The 23,008-nt window shown below is 69.7% G+C and carries 18 protein-coding genes and 1 pseudogene; 10 read left to right on the plus strand and 9 right to left on the minus strand.

Annotated elements, in window-relative coordinates; translation table 11 throughout:
• Position 1: 1 nt before the first annotated feature.
• From OHT57_RS17090 to OHT57_RS17105, 4 genes are all read right to left on the minus strand, one after another.
• Positions 2-1,276 (minus strand): aspartate aminotransferase family protein, encoded by a 1,275-nt coding sequence (locus tag OHT57_RS17090; protein WP_328747278.1) that lies wholly within the window; start codon positions 1,274-1,276, stop codon positions 2-4.
• Complete coding sequence (locus OHT57_RS17095; RefSeq protein ID WP_328747279.1) at positions 1,273-2,367, minus strand: SDR family oxidoreductase; 1,095 nt, start codon at positions 2,365-2,367, stop codon at positions 1,273-1,275. Before OHT57_RS17095 ends, OHT57_RS17090 begins: the two co-directional genes overlap by 4 nt.
• A gap of 159 nt (positions 2,368-2,526) precedes the next feature.
• Positions 2,527-3,660 (minus strand): acyl-CoA dehydrogenase family protein, encoded by a 1,134-nt coding sequence (locus OHT57_RS17100; protein ID WP_328747280.1) that lies wholly within the window; start codon positions 3,658-3,660, stop codon positions 2,527-2,529.
• A 259-nt stretch (positions 3,661-3,919) separates the two neighbouring features.
• Positions 3,920-4,384: an SRPBCC family protein gene (locus OHT57_RS17105; RefSeq protein ID WP_328747281.1), complete on the minus strand. Its 465-nt coding sequence runs from the start codon at positions 4,382-4,384 to the stop codon at positions 3,920-3,922.
• Positions 4,385-4,730: 346 nt separating this feature from the next.
• Between OHT57_RS17105 and OHT57_RS17110 the strand changes: the two genes are divergently transcribed.
• Together OHT57_RS17110 and OHT57_RS17115 are read left to right on the plus strand one after the other, a co-directional pair.
• Positions 4,731-5,435 carry a response regulator transcription factor gene (locus OHT57_RS17110; RefSeq protein WP_328747282.1) on the plus strand — a complete coding sequence of 235 codons (705 nt, stop codon included), beginning with the start codon at positions 4,731-4,733 and terminating at the stop codon, positions 5,433-5,435.
• A 181-nt stretch (positions 5,436-5,616) separates the two neighbouring features.
• Positions 5,617-7,041 carry a sensor histidine kinase gene (locus OHT57_RS17115; protein WP_328747283.1) on the plus strand — a complete coding sequence of 475 codons (1,425 nt, stop codon included), beginning with the start codon at positions 5,617-5,619 and terminating at the stop codon, positions 7,039-7,041.
• Positions 7,042-7,049: 8 nt separating this feature from the next.
• Here the strand turns inward: OHT57_RS17115 and OHT57_RS17120 are convergent, their stop codons facing one another.
• From OHT57_RS17120 to OHT57_RS17130, 3 genes are all read right to left on the minus strand, one after another.
• Positions 7,050-8,333: a glycosyltransferase gene (locus tag OHT57_RS17120; protein WP_328747284.1), complete on the minus strand. Its 1,284-nt coding sequence runs from the start codon at positions 8,331-8,333 to the stop codon at positions 7,050-7,052.
• Positions 8,334-8,414: 81 nt separating this feature from the next.
• On the minus strand, positions 8,415-10,028 hold the full coding sequence (locus OHT57_RS17125; protein ID WP_328747285.1) for an MFS transporter: 1,614 nt from the start codon (positions 10,026-10,028) through the stop codon (positions 8,415-8,417).
• A gap of 295 nt (positions 10,029-10,323) precedes the next feature.
• Positions 10,324-11,778, minus strand: a complete 1,455-nt coding sequence (locus tag OHT57_RS17130; protein WP_328747286.1) for a molybdopterin-dependent oxidoreductase — start codon at positions 11,776-11,778, stop codon at positions 10,324-10,326.
• A gap of 65 nt (positions 11,779-11,843) precedes the next feature.
• Here OHT57_RS17130 and OHT57_RS17135 point away from each other — a divergent pair, with 65 nt between their 5' ends.
• Together OHT57_RS17135 and OHT57_RS17140 are read left to right on the plus strand one after the other, a co-directional pair.
• The gene (locus OHT57_RS17135) at positions 11,844-12,506 is read left to right on the plus strand and encodes a TetR/AcrR family transcriptional regulator (RefSeq protein WP_328747287.1); all 663 of its coding nucleotides are present in this window, start codon (positions 11,844-11,846) and stop codon (positions 12,504-12,506) included.
• A 2-nt stretch (positions 12,507-12,508) separates the two neighbouring features.
• The gene (locus OHT57_RS17140) at positions 12,509-13,375 is read left to right on the plus strand and encodes an alpha/beta fold hydrolase (RefSeq protein ID WP_328747288.1); all 867 of its coding nucleotides are present in this window, start codon (positions 12,509-12,511) and stop codon (positions 13,373-13,375) included.
• Between the two features lie 121 nt (positions 13,376-13,496).
• Here OHT57_RS17140 and OHT57_RS17145 read toward each other — a convergent pair whose 3' ends face one another.
• Entirely contained in the window at positions 13,497-14,471 is a 975-nt protein-coding gene (locus OHT57_RS17145) for a WD40/YVTN/BNR-like repeat-containing protein (RefSeq protein ID WP_328747289.1), read from the minus strand.
• A 182-nt stretch (positions 14,472-14,653) separates the two neighbouring features.
• A pseudogene (locus OHT57_RS17150) lies at positions 14,654-16,103 on the minus strand (NF041680 family putative transposase).
• Between the two features lie 136 nt (positions 16,104-16,239).
• On the opposite strand from OHT57_RS17150, the gene OHT57_RS17155 reads away from it, so the two are divergent.
• The 6 genes from OHT57_RS17155 to OHT57_RS17180 all read left to right on the plus strand — a co-directional run bounded on the left by OHT57_RS17155 (position 16,240) and on the right by OHT57_RS17180 (position 23,007).
• Positions 16,240-16,518: a hypothetical protein gene (locus OHT57_RS17155; RefSeq protein ID WP_328747290.1), complete on the plus strand. Its 279-nt coding sequence runs from the start codon at positions 16,240-16,242 to the stop codon at positions 16,516-16,518.
• A gap of 420 nt (positions 16,519-16,938) precedes the next feature.
• On the plus strand, positions 16,939-17,400 hold the full coding sequence (locus tag OHT57_RS17160) for a hypothetical protein (RefSeq protein WP_328747291.1): 462 nt from the start codon (positions 16,939-16,941) through the stop codon (positions 17,398-17,400).
• 110 nt (positions 17,401-17,510) lie between these two features.
• Positions 17,511-18,641, plus strand: a complete 1,131-nt coding sequence (locus OHT57_RS17165; protein ID WP_443053455.1) for a PLP-dependent cysteine synthase family protein — start codon at positions 17,511-17,513, stop codon at positions 18,639-18,641.
• Positions 18,638-19,921, plus strand: coding sequence for an MDR family MFS transporter (locus tag OHT57_RS17170; RefSeq protein ID WP_328747292.1), 1,284 nt, complete (start codon positions 18,638-18,640; stop codon positions 19,919-19,921). The genes OHT57_RS17165 and OHT57_RS17170 overlap by 4 nt, the downstream gene beginning before the upstream one ends.
• Before the next feature lie 400 nt (positions 19,922-20,321).
• On the plus strand, positions 20,322-20,615 hold the full coding sequence (locus tag OHT57_RS17175) for a heavy-metal-associated domain-containing protein (protein WP_328747293.1): 294 nt from the start codon (positions 20,322-20,324) through the stop codon (positions 20,613-20,615).
• A gap of 112 nt (positions 20,616-20,727) precedes the next feature.
• A complete protein-coding gene (locus tag OHT57_RS17180) occupies positions 20,728-23,007 on the plus strand; it encodes a heavy metal translocating P-type ATPase (protein ID WP_328747294.1) in 2,280 nt (759 codons plus the stop codon).
• The last annotated feature ends 1 nt before the right edge of the window (position 23,008 follow it).

Genomic DNA, 23,008 nt, shown 5'->3' on the forward strand with positions numbered 1-23,008 from the left:
GTCAGTGGAGTCCCTTCAATAAGGCGGCGGACGCGGCGGTGAAGGCTTCGGAGATCCGGTCCAGGTCAGAGCGGGTGAGCACTGCCGGCGGGGTCAGGCGCACCACGCGGTGCGCGTTGAGGGAGTGGTTGACCAGCAGCCCTGCTTCGAGCAGGTGCAGTACGAGTTCGCCGGCGAGCGCCTCGTCACGCATCTCGATGCCGATGAGCAGTCCCTTGCCGCGTATGTCGGCGACGGCGTCACCGAGCGGTGCGAGGGTGTCGCGGACCCGGTCGATGAGGTCGATCCCGAGCAGGTGTGCCTGCTCCACGAGGCCTTCCTCGGCGATGGTGCGTACCGCGGCGTGCGCGGCGGCCATGGCTACGGGGGCGCCGGCGAAGGTAGAGGTGTGCAGAAACGGGTCGCGGTCGAAGGGCGCGTAGGCCTCGGCGGTAGCGACCGCGGCCGCTACGGGGATCACTCCGCCGCTGAGGTTCTTGCCGACCAGGAGTACGTCGGGGCGTACGTCCTCGGTGTCCGCGCCCCACCAAGTGCCCAGGCGGCCGAGGCCGGTCTGGATCTCGTCCAGGACGAAGAACGCTCCGTACTGGACGCAGAGCAGCTGGACATCGCGGAGGTAGCCCGGAGGCGGCAGGACGACTCCGCCCTCGCCCTGCACCGGTTCGATCACGACACAGGCCGCGGGCCCGGCGGCCAGGGCGGAGGCCAGGGCTTCGGCATCTCCGTAGGGGATGTGTTCGGCAGGCAGCAACGGCCGGAAGGGGTCCTGGTAGAACGGCTTGGCGGTCAGCGCGAGGGCGCCGGTGGTCTTGCCGTGATAGCCGCCCGTGGTGGAGATGAGCCGCTGCAGTCCGTGGGCGCGCGCCAACTTGATGGCCGTCTCGGTCGCCTCCGCGCCGGAGTTGACGAAGTGCACGTAGTCCAGTCCGGGCGGGGTGATATCGGCGAGCGCCGTCGCGGCGCCGGCCGCCACCGGTTCGAGCAGCAGGCGGGAGGCGAGCGGGTGGCGGCGGACCTGGGCGACGACCGCCTCGACGACCCGGGGGTGGCAGTGGCCGAGCAGGAAGACCCCGTAGCCGCCGCAGTCGACGTATTCCCTGCCGTCCGCAGCGAAGACCCGGGCGCCGTATGAGGCGATCTCCATCACACCGCCGGTCATGGACGCCAGCCGGGCCCTCCCCCGGCCCAGGTGCTTCCGGTAGGCGTCGAGCACGTCGGCCACCGAAGATTCCTGCGGCGCCGTCCCGCGTACGGTCGGCACGGTCACCGGCGTCATGCGGGCACCCCTGCCGGGGCCGTCCGTACGGAGCTGCCAGTGGCGGTGACCTCGCCGATCCGCTTGGTCTCCGCGAGGTACAGGATCGAGCTGCGCAGCGCCGAGTCCATCCTGGACCGGGTCACCGGCGGCGGCCCGCCCGGCAGTTCGCCGAGCGAGGTGGGGAAGGTGGGTGCGTCGGCGAACAGCGCGGTCATGGCGAGCATGTCGTCGAAGCGGCGCAGCATCCGGTCCGGGAGACCGTCGGCCAGGAAGACCGGGCGGATCAGCCGGTCGACCATGTCGGTGCCGACGAAGCGGGGCATCTTCCGGATCAGTCCGAGTTCGGCGCAGGTGTCGGCGACCACGTCCATCACCTGTTCGGCGCGGAGCGCCTGCGGCCCGGCGGTCACCCAGACCTCTCCGTCTTGGCGTTCCTCGGCGATCAGTGCGGAGATGGTGCGTGCCACCAAGTCCTGCGGGACGAAGTCGATGAGTGAGGTGGCGGGCAGCGGGACCAGCGGCATGAGACCGCGCAGCAGCATCTGCAGGATGTTGTGCAGTCCCTGGAAAGCGGAGATCTGCCCCGTGCGGGAGTCGCCTATGACGATCGACGGACGGATGATCACCGCCGGTATGCCCGAGTCGCGCACGACCTGCTCGCCGGCGCGTTTGGAGTCCAGGTAGTCCTCTGGCCGGGCGGAGGCTTCCCCGATGTCGCGACCCAGCCGTGAGCGGGTCAGTTCGTGCCGGGCCACGAACGCGGTGGAGACGTGGTAGAGCGTCGCACCGGCGTCGGCGGCGAACTCGGCCACCGCACGGGTGCCGGCCTCGTTCGTGGCGTGGGTGGCCTCGGGCCCGCGGGTGAAGTCGGTGACGGCGGCGCAGTGCACGACGGCGTCGACCTGGCGGGCCAGGGCCTGGTACGTCTCGCGGTCCAGACCGAGGCCGGGGGCGGTCAGGTCGCCCGTGAGCTGATCGTCGGCGATCGGGCAGGGGCAGGTGTGGACCAGGGCGGTCACATGGCAGGAGGAGGGGAGTTCGGCCAGCAGGGCGGTGCCGAGGACGCCCGAGGCGCCGGTGAGTAGGACGGTGGGACGGGAAGCAGACACGATGGTGCACCTCGGGGAGTCGGTCGACAGGGATTACGGCGCGGTCCGCCGCCAGCGGTCGTGCGGCAGGACGCCGTACAGAGGCAGTGCCCACCGACGGCTTGGCCTCAGTCGGGCCCGCCGTGCCGGACAAAGCAGGTTGTGCGTAGAGGTGTGCCGTCAGGCGGGGATGCGCAGCGGACTGCCCCCGAAGTACTCGACCAGCGGCTCGGACATCCGGGCACGTGCCGGCGGGTGGAAGGCCAGGGCGCGGCAGGCCGAGTGCAGGTAGGCGATGTCACCGGAGGAGATGAAGGCCATCCCGCCCAGTGCCTCGACGCACAGTTCCAGTACGCGGCTGATGGCGTCCTGGGCGGCGTAGCGGCAGACCAGGGCCCGGGCGAGCGTTCCGTCGTCGACCGGCCCAGTGGCCGCACCCGCGGCCAGCCCTTCCAGCATCAGGACGACGCCTTCCACGGCGGTGACCGCCTGTGCCCGGGTTGCCGGGGCGATCCGGGTGTTGGCCAGGGTGCGCTCCACCAGGGACGAGGCGGCGCCGAGGTAACTGGCGGTCATGAGAGCCTCGAACCACAGGAACCCGACTGTGTTGAGGCGGTCGAGCTCGCCGTCGGCGGTGACGTCGGTACGCACCAGCAGGTCGGCGGGCACTTCCACGTCGGACAGCACGACCTCGTCGCTCTCCGCGCCGCCCAGCACCGGGCTGTTCCAGAACGGCCGCACTTCCAGGCCGGGTGCGGTGGCCGGGACGACGGCGACGGCCAGCCGCGGTGTTCCGTCCGCGTCGGGTAGGGCGACGGACGCGGTGAGCAGGTCCATTGACCTGGAGAGACTGCACGGTTTCTTCGTGCCGGTCAGCCACACCTTGTCCCCGTCGACCCGTGCGGTGATCGAGGGGTTGAGGATGCCCTGGCCGGTGCGGCCCTCGGCGAAGGCGGAGGCGAGCAGCAGGTTGTCCTTTGCGATCGCCGCCAGCAGCATCCACTCCATGCCGTCGCTGTGGGCCGCGGTCTCCACCAGGGAAGCCACCGAGAAGTGGTGCATGGTGGTGGCGACCGCCAGGGACGGGGACCTTGAGCCCACCGCGCGCTGCACACGCACCGCGGTGAGCAGGTCGGCGCCCTTACCGCCGTGTTCGGCCGGCACCAGCAGGGCGGGGCCGCCGGCTTTGCGGAATTCCTTCAGCCCTGGATTGTGCGGTGATTCCCAGGTCTGCATCGGGGAGGAGGTCAGGGCGTCATCGAGCCCGGGAAGAAGGTCTTCGAGGACGGCACGTTCATTTTCCAGATACATCATTTTCCGCGAGCCCTTACGTCGGTTGGCCAGATCGCTGGAATTTCTGGATGCGGGGCGGCGGGGAGATTCCCCTTCGCCGCTGCGACGCTCCCAACGCTAAACACCCGTGATGCAACGACGGTTCAAGTGGACTGCAATTGGATGTCAGGTCTTCCCTGCCGCGAATGACATCCGCGCTGGACATCCCTTGAAGGGAGGCGATGAGAAGTAACGGCCGTATGAAGGTGCGTGAAAGAGAAGGGGGAGACGCCGGATGAAGCTATGCCGGCTTCTCGGCCTCGGCCTTGAGCTGGGCCAGGGTACGTTCGATGTTGCGCTGGTTGCGGGCGGGGCGGTCGACCACCCCGGTCGCCGCTACGGACACCAGGCACATGGTCCTGCCGCGCAGGTCGCGGGTGCTCTCGGTGACCCGGCTGCCGCGAGCAGTGGGCACGATGTCGTAACGCCAGGTGGCCACCGGCCTGCCGAATGACGTGACCTCGAAGGCGAGACTCCGGGGCGGCACGGCCTGCAGCACCTTGGTGGTCGTGCGCCAGCGCCACAGGCCGTTCCGGTTCCAGGCACGGAACGTCGTACCAGGGGCAAGGCTGTCAGGGACGGCCCGGGCGGGAACGCGGGTCTCGACGACGAACCGGTCCCAGCGCGAGAGATCCGTGATGAGGCCGTAGATCGTGGTCGGGCTGGCAGCGATCTCGATGCTTCCCACGATGGTCGGCTGGCGCATGCGGCTCCTTCCGATGCCGATCGCTCTCACTCCTCAATCCGAACACTCCGGCTCAGGATCAGGTGGGGCCGGTCAGGGAGAGGATCGCTCGCTGCCGCACAGGCCACGCTCCCGGGGCAACGCTGCTGCGGAAGTAACCATTCCATTTCCGGTTCCGTCAGGATGGTTGGAACCGGTGCACAGTGGTCGAGTACGACGTTACTGGCCGGGAATACAGCGGACCTACAGGTGACGTTCAAAGGAATGACAAGTCTGTAGCACTGTATGTCGTGCCGGGGTTCAACTAAGCTCGAAACTGTGCACTCCGCTGTATGGAGTGTGAAATTGGACCCTTCATGGGGGAATTATGCGTATTCTGCTGGTCGAGGACGACGAGCATGTGGCCGATGCACTGTGCGCGGCGCTGCGCCAGCAAGGGCACGACATCGTTTCCGCGCCAACGGCGGCCAAAGCGCTGGCCAGCCTGGACGGCTGTGAATTGGTTCTCCTCGACCTGGGTCTGCCGGACCTGGACGGTATCGAGGTGTGCAAGCGGATGCGGGCCCGGACCTCGGTGCCGATCATCGTGCTCACCGCCAGGACCGATGAGATCGACAAGGTGCTTGGCCTCCACGCCGGAGCCGACGACTACGTTGTCAAGCCGTACTCCGTCCACGAGCTGCGGGCGCGGATGGAGGCGGTGACGCGCCGGTCCTGCCGCTGCGGGGTGGGTCCGGGGGGCCACGACCCGTCGTGCGGCGCCAGCGCCCAGGAGGTCGTGACTGCCGGCCCCCTCTCCCTGGATCTCCGCAGCCGGGACGTCACCCTGGATGGCCTGCCGGTCCAACTCACCCGCAAGGAGTTCGAGTTACTCGCGATGCTGATAGAGCAGCCGGACACCGTCCACACCCGGGAGGCCATCATCTCCCGGGTGTGGGACGAGAACTGGTTCGGATCGACGCGCACCCTGGACGTCCATATCGGGGCGCTGCGCCAGAAACTCGGATCGTACGAGTGGATCGAGACGACGCGCGGCGTCGGATTCCGCCTCGGCACCCCTCCTACCGCTTAGGACCTGGCGTGTGGATCTCCGTGGAGTCGCGTGCCTCGACACCGGCACTCACGGCGTTGTCGTCAGTCCCCCCAAACTCCCTCCTCCGCCTTGCGATCGCAGGCGCCGGACCCCGCTCATTCCCCCCACGAAGATCCACACCCCAGGCCCCAATGACCACCCCCGTCTGGAGACGTCCTTCGTGCGCCGCCGTCTGCTGATCACGTACCTGACGCTCACCGCGCTGCTCCTGCTGGCCACGGAAATTCCTCTCGGCATCAGCCTGGCCATGAACACCTATCACCATCTGGTGATCCGCCAGGTCTCGGACACCTTCGTGCTTGCCTCCGCCGCCGCAGCCGACGCGAACAATCCGGAGCCCGAACAGGCCTGGGCCAACAGGGCCGCTGCCTACAGCCGCGACCACGACACCGTGGTCCTTCTGTTCGACGCCAAGGGGAAGCAGATCCGCAGCACACGCCCGGGCACCCTGGTGGACAACGACGAGTGGGAGGACGTACTGGAGAAGGCGCTCGCCGGACGGAGCACGGTCCCATTGGACTACTCCTTCAACGTCAGGGCCCGGCCCCTCTTCGTAGCGGAACCGGTCCTTCAGCACGGGAAACCAGCCGGAGCGGTGGCGACGATCGCTCCCACCTCGTCCCTGCGCTCGGAGGTGACAGAAGACTTCTTACTGCTCCTGGGAGCAGGCCTGATAGGGCTGTTGGCCTCCGCTCTGGTGGCCATACCCCTCGTACGGTGGAGCCTCGGTCCGGCCCGGAAGCTGCACGAGACGGTTCGGAAGATCGCCCAGGGCCAGTACTCGGTACGCGCTCCGGCCCACCGCGGCCCGGTCGAACTGCGTGACCTGGCCGAAGCCGTCAACGCGATGACGGACCGACTGGTCTCGGTCCTGGAAGCCCAGCGCAGCTTCGTGGACGACGCGTCCCACCAGATGCGCAATCCGCTGACCGCACTTCGGGTACGGGTGGAGGCACTGGAAGCGGTCGTCCCTCAGGAGGGGCGGAAGGACCTGGTGGTGGCCATCACCGAGGCGGACCGGCTCAGCCGGATCCTCGACGAACTCCTAGCCCTGGCCAACGCCTCGGCCGCAGGCACCGGGACCATCACGGTCGAGGTCCGCTCGGTGGTGGAATCCCGCGCCCAGGCCTGGAGCGACCGGGCGGAGGAGGCCGGTGTCACCATCGCGGTCCAGGGCCGCCCGGTTGCCGCGGTCTGCCTGCCCGGCGCCCTGGACCAGGTGCTTGACGTCCTCCTCGACAACGCCATCAGTTTCTCCCGGCCTGACGGCCGGGTGACCATCCGGACCCGCTCCGACGACACCTGGGTGTACGTGGAGGTCGAGGACGAAGGCCCCGGTATGACGGGCGGTGACAAGGACCGGGCGGCCGACCGCTTCTGGCGCGGACGCCAGCCCGCCGGCAGAAGCGGCTCCGGCCTCGGCCTGGCCATCGCCAAAGCCCTGCTCACCGCCGGCGAAGCCAGGCTCGAACTCGAGGACGCCGCACCGCACGGCCTGATCGCGCGGGCGGTCCTGCCCCGGGTCGTGCCGGCGGCGGCGCTGCGCGATGCCGCCGAGGCTAGGCCCGGCGCCGCGAGGACGTAGCCGGCTCCTCAATCGCCGGACGGGCCGATTTCGGTCCGTCCGGCGATTGAGGACGAACCGGCCACCGGACCGGCGAGCAGTCCCTCCAGCTCAGTGGCGGCCTGGTCGGCGCCGCCGGCACTCCGCAGCCGAGTCGCGACATGTTCGGCCGCGGCCTTCTTCGTCACCGCCTCGCGTACCGCGTCACGCAGTCGGCGCGCGTTCAGCCGCCCCGCGGGCAGCCGTGTACCGGCGCCCGCGACCTCGACTCGGCGCGCGACCTCCAACTGGTCGCGGCCGAAGGGCACGATGCACACCGGGACACCGGCCAGGAGCGACTTCTGGGTGATCCCCATGCCGCCGTGGGACACCACACAGACGGACCGCCGCAGGACCAGGCTGTGCGGAACGAACCGGTGGAGATGGGCATTGGCCGGACCGCGGAAGGTGCCGGGGTCGGTGGAGGCGGTGGTGACGACGACGTCGTAGGGCTCGTCGGCGAGCGCGTCGAGGGCGGTCTGGATGAGTTTCGCGTCGTCCTGGAACACAGTTGAGACCGTCACAAGGACGATCGGCCGCTCGATCGCAGCGAGCCACTCCGGCTCCGCCTCGTCCGCGGCGGGATCCCAGCTGCTGGGCCCGACCATCCTTACCGACGCGGGCAGTTGGGTCCTGGGGTACTCCAGCGGCTCCGCGGTGTAGGACAGGATGAGAGGAGCCGTCATGTAGAGGTCCGGCACGTGCTTGACCCGCGGGATGCCCAAGCCGCGCCGCAACTTGTTTATCGGCGGCAGCGAGATGTCGAACAGCGGGACGGCGCTCTGCCGGAGTATGTCGTCGCGCAGTCGGCCCAGCCAACTGGTCGGCGGCTTGAGGCCCAGTCCGAACGGCGGCGCGTCCCTGGTGGTCAGCGGCAGCAGGAAAGTGGCGATCTGCGCCCAAGGGAGCCCGGACGCTTGCGCGGCCGCGGCTGCCCCCCAGCAGTTGTTGTCCAGCGCGATCACGTCCGGCTGCCACTTCCGTACGGCCTCCTGGAGGTCGGTGACCTCGTACCGGGCCCGGTCGGAGTACATCGCCACCGAGCGTCGCAGCGCGCCGATGGGAGTGCGCGCCTTCCAGGTGTCGTCCTCGCGACGCTCGATCTCCGGGTGGATCGCTGCCGCCTCGAATCCCTGTCGACGCAGGGTGTCCAGGCCCGACTCCTCCGCGTAGACGACGATTTCATGGCCTCGCCGCCGCAGTTCGGACAGGGTGGGGATCAGCGGGTAGATGTGTCCGCTTCCGGGGGCGGTGTAGACGAGATAGCGGCTCATGGTGGGGATCCCTCTTCCGGGGGGGGGTGGATGGGCTGTGCTGTCCGTACGGCCGGTCGGCCACAACCGGGATGGTGCTCTTCAGCGTGCGGGGGCCCGCTCGGCGGGCTGCTCGGCACCGGGCGCCGGGGACTCCTCGGGGAAGTCGCGTTGCCGCATGAGGACGAAGCCGATGATCCCGCCGGCGATCGCGACGATCCCGCCGACCCGCATGACGATGTCGAGTCCCGCGATGAAGGCGTCGTTCGCGGTCTGGGCGACGAGGGCGCGCTGGGCGGCCGGCACGGTGCCGGCCACCTCGGTCAGCCTGCCCGCGGAGACCATCTGCGCGAGTTCGCTCGCCTGGCGGCCGGTGAGCTCGCCCGAGGCGCTGATCGCCGCGGCGAAGTTCTCCTTCGTCTGGCTGTGCGCCACGGAGCCGAGTGCCGCGACGCCCAGCGCGACTCCGCCCTGCTGGAAGGTCTCACTGATGCCGGAGGACATCCCCGCCCTGCGCAGCGGGACGAGGGCGACGGCCGCAGCGGCACGTACCGGGTTGAACACACCCGCGCCGAAACCGGCGAGCAGCATGCCGGGCAGCAGATCGGTCCAGGTGGACTTCGCGTCGAGGCCGTCGGTTGCGAGCAGCCCCATGCCCAGAGCCACGCATCCGACCCCGACCAGCAGCCGGGCGGGAATTCGGGTCGAGTACGTACCCGCCACGGCCGCCGCGATGAACACCGCGACGGTGAGCGGCAGATAGCGGACCCCGGTGCCGTAGGCCGAGAACCCCAGGACATACTGCATGTACAGGACCTGGAAGAGGATGGCCACGTTGAGTGCCGCGTTCGCGGCGAGCGTCGCGATGGACAGTCCGTTGAAGGACCGGTTGCGGAACAGGGCCAGGTCGAGCATCGGATCGGGCCGTACCCGCTCCACCGCCACGAAGGCGGCCATCAGGACGGCGGCGCCGACGAACAGACCGATGATCAGCGGGTGCGTCCAGCCCTGCGACTCGCCACGGATGAGCCCGAAGACCAGTAGCGCGAGCGCGGTCGAGAACAGCGCGAGGCCGGGCCAGTCGATCCGCTTGCGCTCCGGGTCGCGGGATTCGGCGGCACGGGTGACCATGACCAGCGCCACCACGAGGCCGATCGGCACGTTCAGCAGGAAGATCCACCGCCAGCTGACGGCCGTCAGCGCGCCGCCGAGCAGCGGGCCGACCGCGACGGCGAGGCCGGTGACGCCTCCGGAGATGCCGAAGGCGATGCCGCGCTGCTTGCCGTGGAAGTCGTTGGCGATCAGCGCGGGCGACACCGCGTACATGACGGCCCCGCCGATGCCTTCGACGGCCCGGGCGAGATTGAGCGTCAGCGGGCTGGACGCCACTCCGCACAGCAGTGACGCCACGGTGAAGATGCCCAGGCCGATGACGAAGACGCGCTTGCGGCCGAGTTGGTCGGCCAGGGTCCCGGCGGCCAGCAGGAACACCGCGAGGGTCAACGCGTAGGAGTCGACGACCCATTGGAGGTCGAAGAAGCTCGCTCCCAGGGATTTCTGCATGTCGGGGAGCGCCACGTTGACGACGGTGACATCGAGCAGCAGCATGAACGTCGCCACCGAGACGGCACCGAGCATCCACCACTTGTTGGGACGCGCGAACGGTGTCCGCTGGTGATCCGGGGGGACTGTCTTGTTGTCGGTGTGGTCGACCATGTCAGGTGCACTCCGGGGCAGGGGCGGCGGGGATGTGCGCGTGAACCGGCGGTGTCGTCGGCGTCTTCCACGCTAGGGAGACCATCGGCAGCGGCAGCCAAAGGGCGATGCAGCGGAACGTTAAGAAAACGCGGCGGCGGATGAGCTGAGGGCACCGTGGCCACTCTGTTCCGCGCCCGCAGCCCCGGTACGCGGGCGTTTCTCGTCTTCTGCCTCTGCCCGTGGATGCCACTCTCGTACGGGGCATCCACGTCCCGGCGGTGACGCGACCGGGCGCCGCCTTGCGACGGCTGTGTCACGCCGTCGTAGTAACGGCGACCGTGTGATATCCGGAAGCGCCGGTCGGGAACGGGTCGCGGGGAACCGGGCTCTGGAGCGCTCCGCCCCGTCCTGCGCAGCGGGCCTGGATCGTGTGGGGGCCCGGAGGCGGGGAGAGCGGCACACGCCAGCGACGCCAGGCCGTGGGGGCGAGTTCGGCCGCGAGTTCGGCCGACTGCCACGGGCCGCCGTCGACCCTCACCTCGACCGCCTCGACCCCGTGCGGGGGTGCCCAGGCCACCCCGGCACACACCACCGGAGCGCTCGGCAGGCGGCCTGCGGCCGGTGTGTCGATACGCACCGTGGGGCGCACCGGCACCGGCTCGCGCGGCCATCCGCGCGGGAGCCAGTAGTCCTGGTTCGGGTGCTCGGTCAGGCGCAGTTCGGTCAGCCATTTGGCGCCGGTGAACTGCCCGTAGATGCCGGGCACGAACACCCGGGCGGGAAAGCCGTGCGCGGCACTGAGTGGGCGTCCGGCCATGCCGACGACCACATAGGCGTTCAGTGTGCGCACCAGGTCCAGTGGCAGGGTGCACTCCCAGCCGTCGGTGGCGCAGGTCACCAGGAAGCCCGCGGCGGCGTGCGGTACGGCCTCGTCGATCAGGTCGCGCAGCGGGAGCCCGGTCCAGCGCTGGTTGCCCAACCGGCCCCAGCCCAGGCGGTTGTGGACGCAGGAAAGCACCGCATCGAACTCGACCAGATCCCGGGCCAGCAACTGCGCGTACGACAACCGCAGGGGCGAGGCGCATGCGCCGGTGATGTCCAACTGCCAGGTGTCCGGGTCGACCAGCGGCGGCCGCATGGCGACATCGGTGACGTAGAAGTCCTCGGCCGGGGTCATCAGCGGGCTTACCCCGGCCCAGGATTCGGCGCCGTCGCGCGGGGGCGGCAGCGGGCGCGCCACCTTCAGCTCACCGGCTCGCCGGACGGCGTCGTGCCGGGACAACTGCCGCTTTCGGGCCCGGAAGGCCGCCGTCAGTGCGCTGCCGCCCACCAGCGCGAGGGCGGGCGCGCCGCGTGCGGGCATGGACAGTGCCAGCAGCGTGGCCAGGCCCCCTGCCGCAGCCGCGGTCAGTGCCCGGGCCGACTGGAGGCCGCCGTCGGCGTCCGCGGCACCGCGCCGCCGCAGGGCGAGGGTCGCGCCCGCAGCACCCGCAGCGGTGACCGCCAGATCCCTGGGGAGGCTGCGGTCGGCCCGGCCGAGTACCGCACCGGCCCCGACCGCCGTGCCGGCGACCAACGCCCGGATCGTCGGCTTGTCCGCAGAGCGCAAGTACTTGACAGTGCGTTCGACCACGGGCCGGGGACCGGTGTCCACGACGAGCTTGCCCGCGGCGTCCACCGGAGACCCGGTCTGCCACAGCGCCGCAAGGATTTCAGCCGTTCCCACCCCGACCAGTGCGGCGGCCGCACCGTGCTGCCACGTAACCATCGCCCACTCCTGAACTAGGTGTGTATCGTTATTGCAACGCAAGTGTTGCATCCTTGGGGGGCCACGTGGCAAGCACGGCGAACACCGGGAGTCCGGTCCTGGACGAGGCGGTCCTCGCCGCCACCGCACAGGTCCTGGCCGAGCACGGCTGGCACGACTTCACCCTGGAACGCGTGGCGGAAGCCTCGGGGATCTCCCGGGTGACGCTCTACCGGCGCGGCATCACCAAGGACGTACTGGTCGACGCCCTTGTGGTGGGCGCCGCACAGGCCTGGCAGGCCGCCATCTGGCCGGCCATGACCGCACCGGGCAGCGGCGCGGACCGGCTGCTGCACGCGATGCGCGCGGCCTGCGCCGTGGTGGAGGAACACCTGCGGCTGCTCACCGGACTGTCCACCGTGCCGGACCCGGTCTTCCACCTCGGCGAAAGCGACCGTACGGGCCGCTCCACCCGGGACGTCTACGTGGCCCCGTTCCGCCGGCTGCTCCAGGACGGCCAGGCCGACGGCAGCGTGCAGCCGCACCTCGACGCCGAGGAGACCGCGACGCTGCTGTTCAACGTGATCACCAGGACCTACCTGCACATGCGCGCCGGCCACGCGTGGCCGCCGGACCGGGCCGCCGACTCCCTGCTGGACCTGATCACCCCCGGGCTCCTGACCAGCACCGCGGACGGGGACACCGCCACAACCACCGCCGCAGATCCCACCGCAGAGACCAAGGAGTAGCCATGGCCACCGCAGTCTCCGAACTGGGCGCCATCCACGACATCGAACTCCCCGAGGGAGTGATCCGCTACCACGAGACCGGCACAGGGCCGCCCATCGTGTTCGTGCACGGCATCATCGCCAACGCCGACGTCTGGCGTGGCGTTGTCGCGCGGTTGAGTGACCGCTACCGGTGCATCACCCCGGACTGGCCGCTGGGCGGGCACACCGCACCCATGCGTCCGGGCGCCGACTTCACCCTGTTCGGCCTCGCCGACCTCGTCCAGCGCACCATCACGGCGCTCGGCCTGGAGGCGCCCGCCCTGGTCGGCAACGACACCGGCGGCGCCATCTGCCAGGCCGTGGCCGCGCGCCACCCCGAAAGGATCGGGTCCCTGGTCCTCACCCCCTGCGACGCCTTCGACAACTTCCTGCCGCTGCCCATCCGCCACCTGCAGGTGTTCGGCCGCACCCCCGCCGGACTCAAGATCCTCGCCGAGTCGATGCGGCTGCGCACCATCCAACGGTTACCCATCGCCTTCGGCCTGCTCACCCGTCGCCCCATCCCCGCCGACATCATGGCCAGTTACACCGGCCCGCTCCGCGAACACCCCACCACCCGGCAAGACTTCGCCCGCCTGGTAAGGGCCATCTCCACCACCTTCACCAAGGAAGCAGCCGAGGGCCTGCGGACCTTCCCCCACCCCGCCCTCATCGCCTGGGCCCGCCAGAACTTCTTCCCCCTCGCCCACGGCGAACGGCTCGCAGGCCTCATCCCCGACGCCCGGCTGCGCATCATCGAGGACTCGGGCCCCTTCGTCACTGAGGACCAGCCCGACGAGACCGCGACCCTCATCGACGAATTCCTCCTCGGCAAGCCCTCGCAATGACGACCAGGATGGCCCCGGCTGCTTCGCGGCGGTGAGCCGGCAGCCTCGGTTTCGCGGCCGGCACCAAGTGTGCTGTCCGGGGCGGTGACGCGTCCGTCGCCTGCCTCGGCTCGGGGCGTCGTCACGCGGTGGTCTTCCAGGTGGTTCCGCCGTCGGTGCTGCGGTAGGTGCGGGCGTTCTGGCCGTCGAGCGCCGCCGCGTACAGGGTGCTGCCGGTGGCGTCGTAGCTGACCGCGCTGGTGCCGTTGGGGAGGTCGGCCTGCTTCCAGGTCTTGCCGCCGTCGCTGCTCAGCTGGGCACCGTCCATGCCGACGGCGACGATCTGGCTGATGTCCTCGGGATTCCAGGCGGCGGCCATCGCGCCCGTCGGGCCGCCCAGGCTCTTCCAGGTTCTGCCGCCGTCGGTGCTGGTCTGCAGCCTGCTGGACATGTCGGGGGCAATCAGCCGTTGCGGGTTCTTCGGGTCGACCATGATGGTGCCCATGAAGGACCGTCCCGCCTCGGCGTTGACCGTCTTCCAGGTCTTGCCGCCGTCGGCGGAGGCGAGCACGCCGGACTCGGGGGAGCCGATGTAGGCGGTCTTGCCGGTGCCGCCGATGGCGTGCACGTCGCCGACCGCGCCCGCGCCGGTCACCTTGCTGAACGTCGCCCCGCCGTCAGTGGACCGGTACAGCCCCGGGTGCCCGCCCACCAGCACGGTGCCGGGCGTCGACGCCCACCCCATCGCGTCGGCTCCGCGCAGCGAGGGCACGTCCTGCCAGGTGCGGCCGCCGTTGGCGGAGACGGCGACGGCCTCGTGCCCGCCGACGAAGAGCCGGTTGCCGACCACGGCCACGGTGTGCAGGTCGCCGCCCACCCGGGAAAGCCCCGCCGCAGGCCCACTCGTGTCGCCGCCGCGGCCGTCGCGGGCGGCAAGGTAGATCCCACCCGCCGCGGCCACAGAGACGGCCAGGGCCGCGCCGCCCCAGCGCAGTCGCCGCGCCCGCTGCGCGGCACGCCGTGCCTCGGCCGCCCTCTCGGCGGCCTGAGCCCGGCGCCGCTCGGCCTTGGTGGCTCCCGATGGCGACTTCGTCTTACGGGGCGACGTGGAGGGCATGATCGTGTTTCCTTCGTAGGGCGTCATCACTTTCGACCACCCTACTAGGCAACTAAGGTTCTTAGGTATACAGACAAAGCCTTCCGAGTCGACCGGGTCGGTGAAGTAGCCGGGCCGCTTCACCGGAGACAGTGAACTCGACACCGGGAAGATCGGGTACGGGAACTCAGCTTGATCTTTATCTACCAGGATCTTCCGGGTCTGCCGATGGCCTTGAGAGTCTCGGGGCGTTTGACGGTTTTACCCACGTCGTAGCGGGGTGCGGGATGGCGGTTCTTGGTCCCGGGCGGCCGTCCGGGACCTGTGCCACGAGGTTGGGGAACACGGGCCGGGCAGAGCAGGTGGGCTCGGATGTTCCTGAACCCCCGGCGGACCCGGGCCGGGGTGAGGCGTTCGGGCCTGGTCGGCTTCTCCCAGGGCCGGCGGAGGTCGGCGGCCAGCGGCCGGGCGAGCCTGAGCTGGGTGTGCGCGACGACCAGGAGCCAGGTCCAGCGGTCCGCGGCCTCGGGTGTACGGAGTTTCGGGGTGGTCCAGCCGAGCGTCTGCTTTCCGAACCTGAAAGTGTGCTCCAGGTCGAATCTCCTCAGGAACCCCTGCCACCAGCGGTCCACGTCCGCCGGGGTGGCTTCGGTCTTCGAGGACCACAACCATACCGGCGGCGCCTCCCGTTCCTTGGAGAGGTGCTCGACTTTGAGGCGGACCAAGGTGCCCTCGACGATGGGGAGTTCACCGTCGTGCTCCAGCCAGGCCGAGCGGTGGGTCAGCCTCGGGTGGATCCGGTCCCACGCCTGGGCTTCGGCCTTGCCGTAGTTGGCGGTGTCGGTCGTTGTGGTCACGCAGGGTTCGGGCCACGTCTCGGGATTGCCGAAGCGGAACTCCGGCCCGTGCTTGGGCGGGCGCCCGCCCCTGGGGTCGTAGACACGGAGCGGCTTCGGCAGGCGCATCACCCGGTCGCCGCGGATCCGGCCGACCAGCTCGACGGGAAGATCTCGCAGCATCCAGGCCAAGCGGGTGACGTCGTAGCCGGCGTCCATGACGACCGTGATGTCCGGGTCCCCGGGCTGCCACTGGCCGGCCGCGACGAGCCGTTCCACCACGGCCCTCAGCTGAGCGGCGGTGACCGCGGTCGCATCGTCGGCGGGCCCGAGCCGGACCACGTCCACGATCCCGGTCCACGACGTGGCACCGGGCTCCAGGACCGCGACGAACGAGTAGGGCCAGCCCGGGATGAACTGCGACGCGGACTTCGCCCGCCCGTAGACATGACAGAACAGCCGTTGGTCCGAGCACGGAGCGTCCGAGCGAAGCCACGGCGACACGTCGACCGCAAGCACCAGGCGCCCGCCCTCGAAACGTGGCAGCGGCAACCCGGCCAGCGCCGTCCGCAGACGGTCGACATCAATCCCACCGCGGTTGAGAGCGCCGTACAACGCGCCGTGCCCACGGCGGTGTTCGGGCACCAGCGTCAGATCCACCGGCGACTTCACCGGGCCGTCCGCGCACAGCACCGCGTCCACCAACTCGAACAATTCATCGCGCCGGGCGGTCAGACATGCGTAGAAGGCACCCCGGAAGCGGTGACGCCTCCATGAACGCTTCCTTCCGGACAGCATCGGGCAGCAGACTCACCATCACGGCCTTCGTCTCGGTCACGTGCACCTTGGTCGGAGCACATGATCAGACGAAGGCCGCCCCCACATCCGGCGAATCCCCAGGTGGGTGAACTTGTTCGGGGAGCAGTTCGAGACGAGCGCCTTACTCTCTCTGCGTGCCTTCTCTCCTGGACCTTCTGCAGTCCCTTGAAGAACAACCTGCCGAAGCGGTCATCTACGCGGCCAAGCCCTGGACGGCCGCCTCAGACGCGGTCGTCGCAGCATTCGACGTCCCGCCGCACGGCCTTGCCTATCTCCTCGAAGTCGAACTGGCCCAGGACGTTCTCGACGTGTGGTCGTCCTGGCGGCACGGAGCCCGGCCCAGCCCCTCGGAGAAATGCCAGGCAGTCATCCACTACGCCGAGCACGACGCATACCTGGACCCGCCTCGCTGACCACCACCACACAGCAACAGAGGCTTCGGCCGTCGTTGATAAAGAACAAGTCAGCGGACGCGAACTTCGACGCCGGATGGCCAGGCAAGCAGTCCCCTGGCGACCGGCCGCCGACTGCGACCCCTTACTGCACGCTCCCTCACCAAGCACGAGCGCGAGATCCTCATGACCGTCGACCGCGGCTGGACCACCGGCGAGATCGCCGATCAGTCGCACATTCCGAGTTCACGGTGAAGTCCCGTCACGAAGGAAAAGATCGCCGCCTTGACGCGGAAGCGGCCAACGCACACGAGGCGAACCCAGACCATGGGCATACTAAGAGCCTTAGCGGTGGAGCGGATCAGCCCCCGGGCAGCTAATAATTCACCCATACGTGGCTCAATCATGCCAGATCGTGATGCTCTGATTACGATCAGTGGCATGCCGCAGGAATACGTCGGCTGCGCATCGGCGCGCAGGCCGACTCTCGTCCTCCTCCTGGGTGTGGCCATGACCCTCATGGCGCACCTGGTGGCATGCGGCGTGCACGCCACGGAGGACCATCGGCCCGCGGTGACGGCCTCGACGGAGAGGGGGCAGCACGGCGTCGACGCCCTCCCCCTTGCCGCTGCCGATCTGGCATGCTCAGCGACCGACGCGGGCGACGGGAATCCGGATCACGACGTGCTGTGCTGCGGCCCGGCCCACGTACTCGCGTATCTGCCCGCGCCCATCGGGGCGATGCTCCTGGCACTCCTGCTCCTCGTTCTCCTCCCCTTGCGTCACCGCTCGCAGGAGGCGACGGCGTCCGGCACACCGCCAGGGCCCGAGGAAACACCCGAGGCGCGGCGGATCCTCACCGGGTCCAGCCTTCTGCGCATCGTCTGCGTCAGCCGTACCTGACCGTGCCTGCCCGACGGTTCACACCGTGACACCGGGCCTTCCGGCACGCCTCCCCACGTACGGCACTGACGCGCGGCCCCTACAGCAGGCAGGCCGCGGAAGGACCATTCATGACCACGGCTCTGCGCAGCATCTCCCCCCGCGACATCTCCTCCTTCCTCTCCGCGCACGAACTCCCCGAACCGGTCGGCGCGGCGCGCCGGTCGCCGGCCGGCATGGTCGGTAACACCCCTGTCCTGTGGGTGGGGGAACCCTTCAACCCTCCGGGGCACGGCTTCTGGGCGAAACTGGAGGGCTTCAACCCCGGCGGTATCAAGGACCGCCCGGGCCTCCACATGGTCGCCGCCGCCCGCAAACGCGGCGACCTGGCGCCCGGCGCGCCCGTCATCGAGTCCACCAGCGGCACCCTCGGCCTCGGCCTCGCCCTGGCCGGCATCACCTACGGCCACCCGGTCACCCTGGTCACCGACCCCGGGATGGAACCCCTGATGGTGCATCAACTGCGGGCCCTCGGAGCGCACCTCGACGTCGTCACCGAACCCCACCCTGACGGCGGCTGGCAGGAGGCACGCCGGCAGCGGGTACGCGAACTCCTCGCTCGCACGCCGTCGGCCTGGTGCCCGGACCAGTACAACAACCCCGACAACGTTGCCGCGTACGCCCCGCTCGCCCTCGAACTGATGGTCCAGCTGGGTCGGATCGACGTCCTGGTGGCAGCGGTCGGCACCGGCGGCCACTCGGCCGGCATCGCCAGCACTCTGCGCACCTTCAACCCGGAACTGAAAGTCGTCGGCGTCGACTCGGTGAACTCCACCGTCTTCGGGCAGCCCGCCGGACCGCGCCTCATGCGGGGCCTGGGCAGCAGCATCCACCCCGGCAACGTCGACCACGCGGCCTTCGACGAGGTCCACTGGGTAGCCCCGGGCGAGGCCGTATGGACCTGCCGCCAGCTGGCCCGCGGCCACTACACCAGCGGCGGCTGGAGCGTGGGCGCAGTCGCCCTCGTTGCGAACTGGCTGGCTCGCACCGAACCAGAGCACACGCGGATCGCGGCGATCTTCCCCGACGGCGTGCACCGCTACTGGAACACGGTCTACAGCGACGAGTACTGCCGCACGCACAACCTCCTGCGCAGCTTCCCGGCCTCCGACCCGGACGAGATCGCCGATCCTGGGGAACGGACGGTCGCACGCTGGACCCGCTGCACCCACGTCACCCTGCCGCAGGGAGCCGTGCGATGAAGCCCAAGTCCCTTGCCGCACAGTTCCGTTCGTTCAACGGGTGCGTCCGGCTGCTGATGGTCCAACAGTTCACCATCAACACCGCCTTCTACATGCTCATGCCCTACCTGGCGGTGCACCTGGCGGACGGCCTGGGCATGGCCGCCTGGGCGGTCGGACTTGTGCTGGGGGTACGCAACTTCACCCAGCAGGGCATGTTCCTGGTGGGCGGCACGCTCGCCGACCGGCTGGGCTACAAGCCGGTGATCGTGGCCGGGTGCGTACTGCGTACCGTCGGCTTCGGCCTCCTCGGGTTCGTCGACTCGCTGCCCGCGCTCGCCTTGGCCTCGGCGGCGACCGGGTTCGCGGGGGCGCTTTTCAATCCGGCCGTGCGCGCCTACCTCGCCCAGGAGGCGGGAGAGAGGCGGGTGGAGGCGTTCGCCGCCTTCAACGTCTTCTACCAGGCCGGGATGTTCGTCGGCCCCCTGATCGGACTCGCCCTGCTGGCAGCCGACTTCCGACTGGTGTGCGCCGTGGCCGCGGTGCTCTTCCTCGCGCTGACGGTCATGCAGGTGCGTATCCTGCCGGCCCAAAAGACCGCCGAGGTGACCGAGTCCCGGGGGGTGATGGCTGACTGGCGTGTGGTCATCGCCAACCGGCCGTTTCTCCTCTTCTCCGGCGCGATGATCGGCTCATACGTGCTGTCCTTCCAGGTCTACCTCGCGCTGCCGCTTCAGGCGCATCGCGCCTTTCCGGGCAGCGGTGACGCGGTGACCACGGCCCTGTTCGCGGTGTCTGCGGCAGTGGCCGTGACCGGGCAGCTGAAGATCACCTCGTGGGCCCGTGCCCACTGGAGTTCCCAGCGTGCCATCGTCTACGGCATCACGCTCATGGGCGCCGCCTTTCTGCCACTGCTGTTCGGCACCGGAACGGTGGCTCCGGGCTCCGGTCCCCTCGGCTGGTTCGCGGCTCTGGCGTCCCTGTTCACGGCAGTGACGCTGCTCGGTCTGGGCACGGCCGTGGTCTACCCCTTCGAGATGGACACCGTCGTCTCGCTCGCCGGCGGACGGCTGGTCGCCACGCACTACGGGCTCTACAACACCGTCTCCGGTCTCGGCATCACCCTGGGAAACCTGACCACGGGCGTGGTCTGGGACGCCGCCGACCGTATGGGCCGACCGGAGCTGACCTGGCTGGTGCTCGCGGCAACCGGCGCCGTGTGCGCTGGGTGCGTCGGTCTACTCGCCCGCTCGGGCCGCCTCACGGCCCGACCGGAGCCGGAGCTGACGACGGTGGCCTGAGAGCATCCGGGAACGCATGATCGCGCCGCGCCCAAACTGGGCCTGCGGTTGATTGACGCCGCGGTGCGGGATGGCGTTCCCGGATTGCCCACGCCCGTCGGATCGGCTGCGCGGTGCTGGAAGGCCAGCCGCCGGAGCTCATCGAATCCGAGGCCTGTGAACAACAGGAGGAGGCCTGGGCAGCGGCCCGCCCTCTCGCCCTCCTCCTTGCCGTCGCAGATCACTCTGCTACTAAGTAGATAGAGAGATACAAGGTTCGCTACACACGGGTCGCGTGGACAGCATCACAGGTAGCGGAATACCCCTAGGGGGTATAGTCTTGCCATCTGCCGAGAGGGACAGGGCAACCACCCACCTCCCTGCGAGCGACCCGACGCATCCACACCCGGAGGAAGAAGCCATGACCACCGAGACGAACTCCACCTCCTGCTGCGGCGGCGGTTCCTGCGGTTCCGACGCCACGGTCGACGTCCACGGCCTCGGCGTCACCACCGTCTACAAGGTGTCGGGCATGACCTGCGGCCACTGCGAGGGCGCCGTCTCCCAGGAGATCTCCGCCCTGGACGGGGTCAGCGCGGTCACGGCCGTCGCCAAGACCGGCGAGGTCGCCGTCACCTCTGCCGCTCCGCTCGACGAGGAGGCCGTCCGTGCCGCCGTCGACGAGGCCGGCTACGAGCTCGTCGGCCAGGCCTGACGACCCCTCCGGGGCACCTGGTCCCGGATACGCGAATTCCTCCCCGCGCCGGGATGTACCGCTCCGCTGATACGGACGCCGTACGTCCCGGCCTCCCCCTGGAGATACGTCCATGACCAGCACGGCTCCCGAGAAGGCAGTCCCCGACACGACTGCGCCCGCCTCCGCGGTCGAGCTCGCGATCGGCGGGATGACCTGCGCCTCGTGCGCGGCCCGTATCGAGAAGAAGCTCAACCGCATGGACGGTGTTACGGCGACCGTCAACTTCGCCACGGAGAAGGCGAAGGTCTCGTTCCCGGCAGGCGTCGAGGTCGCCGACCTGATCGCCACCGTCGAGAAGACCGGCTACACCGCCGAGGAGCCGCCCCCGCCCGCTTCCGCCACCGCAGGCGCGGGCGAGCGCGAAGCCACCCCGGCGGCCGACGGCGAACTGCTCTCCTTGCGGCAGCGTCTGTACGTGTCGCTGGTACTCACCGTGCCCGTCGTCCTGATGGCGATGGTGCCGTCCCTGCAGTTCGACAACTGGCAGTGGCTGTCGCTGACTTTGGCCGCGCCCGTCGTGGTCTGGGGAGCGTTGCCCTTCCACAAGGCCGCGTACACGAACGCCCGTCATGGCGCCGCGACCATGGACACCCTGGTGTCGATCGGTACGCTCGCCGCCTTCGGCTGGTCACTTTGGGCACTGTTCTTCGGGCACGCGGGCATGATGGGCATGCGCCACGCCTTCGAGTTCACGGTGTCCCGGACGGACGGCTCCTCCTCCATCTACCTGGAGGCCGCAGCCGGCGTGACTACGTTCATCCTCGCCGGCCGCTACCTGGAGGCGAAGTCCAAGCGCAAGGCGGGTGCGGCACTGCGTGCGCTGCTGGAACTGGGCGCCAAGGACGTCTCGGTGCTGCGGGGCGGAAAGGAAGTACGCATCCCCGTAGCGCAGTTGGCCGTCGGTGACCGCTTCGTCGTACGGCCTGGGGAGAAGATCGCCACCGACGGCACCGTCGCCGAGGGCACGTCCGCGGTGGACGCTTCGATGCTGACCGGCGAGTCGGTCCCGGTGGACGTGACCGTCGGCGACGCCGTCACCGGAGCCACCGTGAACGCGGGCGGCCGCCTGGTCGTCGAGGCGACCCGGGTCGGCGCCGACACCCAGCTCGCCCGGATGGCGCGGCTGGTGGAGGACGCGCAGAACGGCAAGGCCGAGGTGCAGCGCCTCGCCGACCGCATCTCCGGTGTCTTCGTCCCCGTGGTCATCCTCATCGCGCTCGGCACCCTGCTGACCTGGCTGTTCGTGACCGGTGACGCCACCGCCGCGTTCACCGCGGCCGTCGCCGTGCTGATCATCGCCTGCCCGTGCGCGCTGGGCCTGGCCACCCCGACCGCCCTCATGGTCGGCACCGGCCGCGGCGCCCAGCTCGGCATCCTCATCAAGGGCCCCGAGGTCCTGGAGTCCACCCGCCGCGTCGACACCGTCGTCCTCGACAAGACCGGCACGATCACCACCGGCCGCATGACCCTCCAGGACGTCTATACGGCACCGGGCGTGGACAAGGACGAACTGCTGCGACTGGCAGGCGCCTTGGAGCACGCCTCCGAGCACCCCATCGCCCAGGCCATCGCGGCGGGCGCGGCCGAGCTGACCGGAAGCCTGCCGGTGCCGGAGAACTTCGAGAACGTCGCAGGCCTCGGCGTCCAGGGCGTCATCGACGGACATGCCGTGCTCGTCGGACGCGAGAAACTCCTCAAGGAGTGGGTCATCGAGCTCCCCCGCGAGCTGGCCGAGGCCAAGGCCGCGGCGGAAGCAGAAGGCCGTACGGCGGTCGCCGTCGCCTGGGACGGCAAGGCGCGCGGCGTTCTCACCGTCGCCGACGCGGTCAAGGAGACCAGTGCGGAGGCGGTCGCCGAGCTGCGCCGCCTGGGCCTGAAGCCCGTGCTGCTGACCGGCGACAACCAGCTCGTCGCCGAGTCCGTGGCCAGGGCGGTCGGTATCGACGAGGTGATCGCCGAGGTCCTGCCGCAGGACAAGGTGGACGTGGTCAAGCGCCTGCAGGGCGAAGGCCGTACGGTCGCGATGGTCGGCGACGGCGTCAACGACGCGGCCGCCCTCGCCACCGCCGACCTGGGCCTGGCCATGGGCACCGGCACCGACGCGGCAATCGAGGCCGGCGACCTGACCCTCGTCCGGGGCGACCTTCGGGTGGCCGCCGATGCGATCCGGCTGTCCCGAAAGACCCTGGCGACCATCAAGGGCAACCTGTTCTGGGCCTTCGGCTACAACGTCGCAGCCCTGCCGCTCGCCGCCTTCGGCATGCTCAACCCGATGATCGCGGGCGCCGCGATGGCGTTTTCCTCGGTCTTCGTGGTGACCAACAGCCTGCGGCTTCGGTCCTTCAAGTAGC

It is taken from the genome of Streptomyces sp. NBC_00285 (assembly GCF_036174265.1).
Taxonomy (GTDB): Bacteria; Actinomycetota; Actinomycetes; order Streptomycetales; family Streptomycetaceae; genus Streptomyces.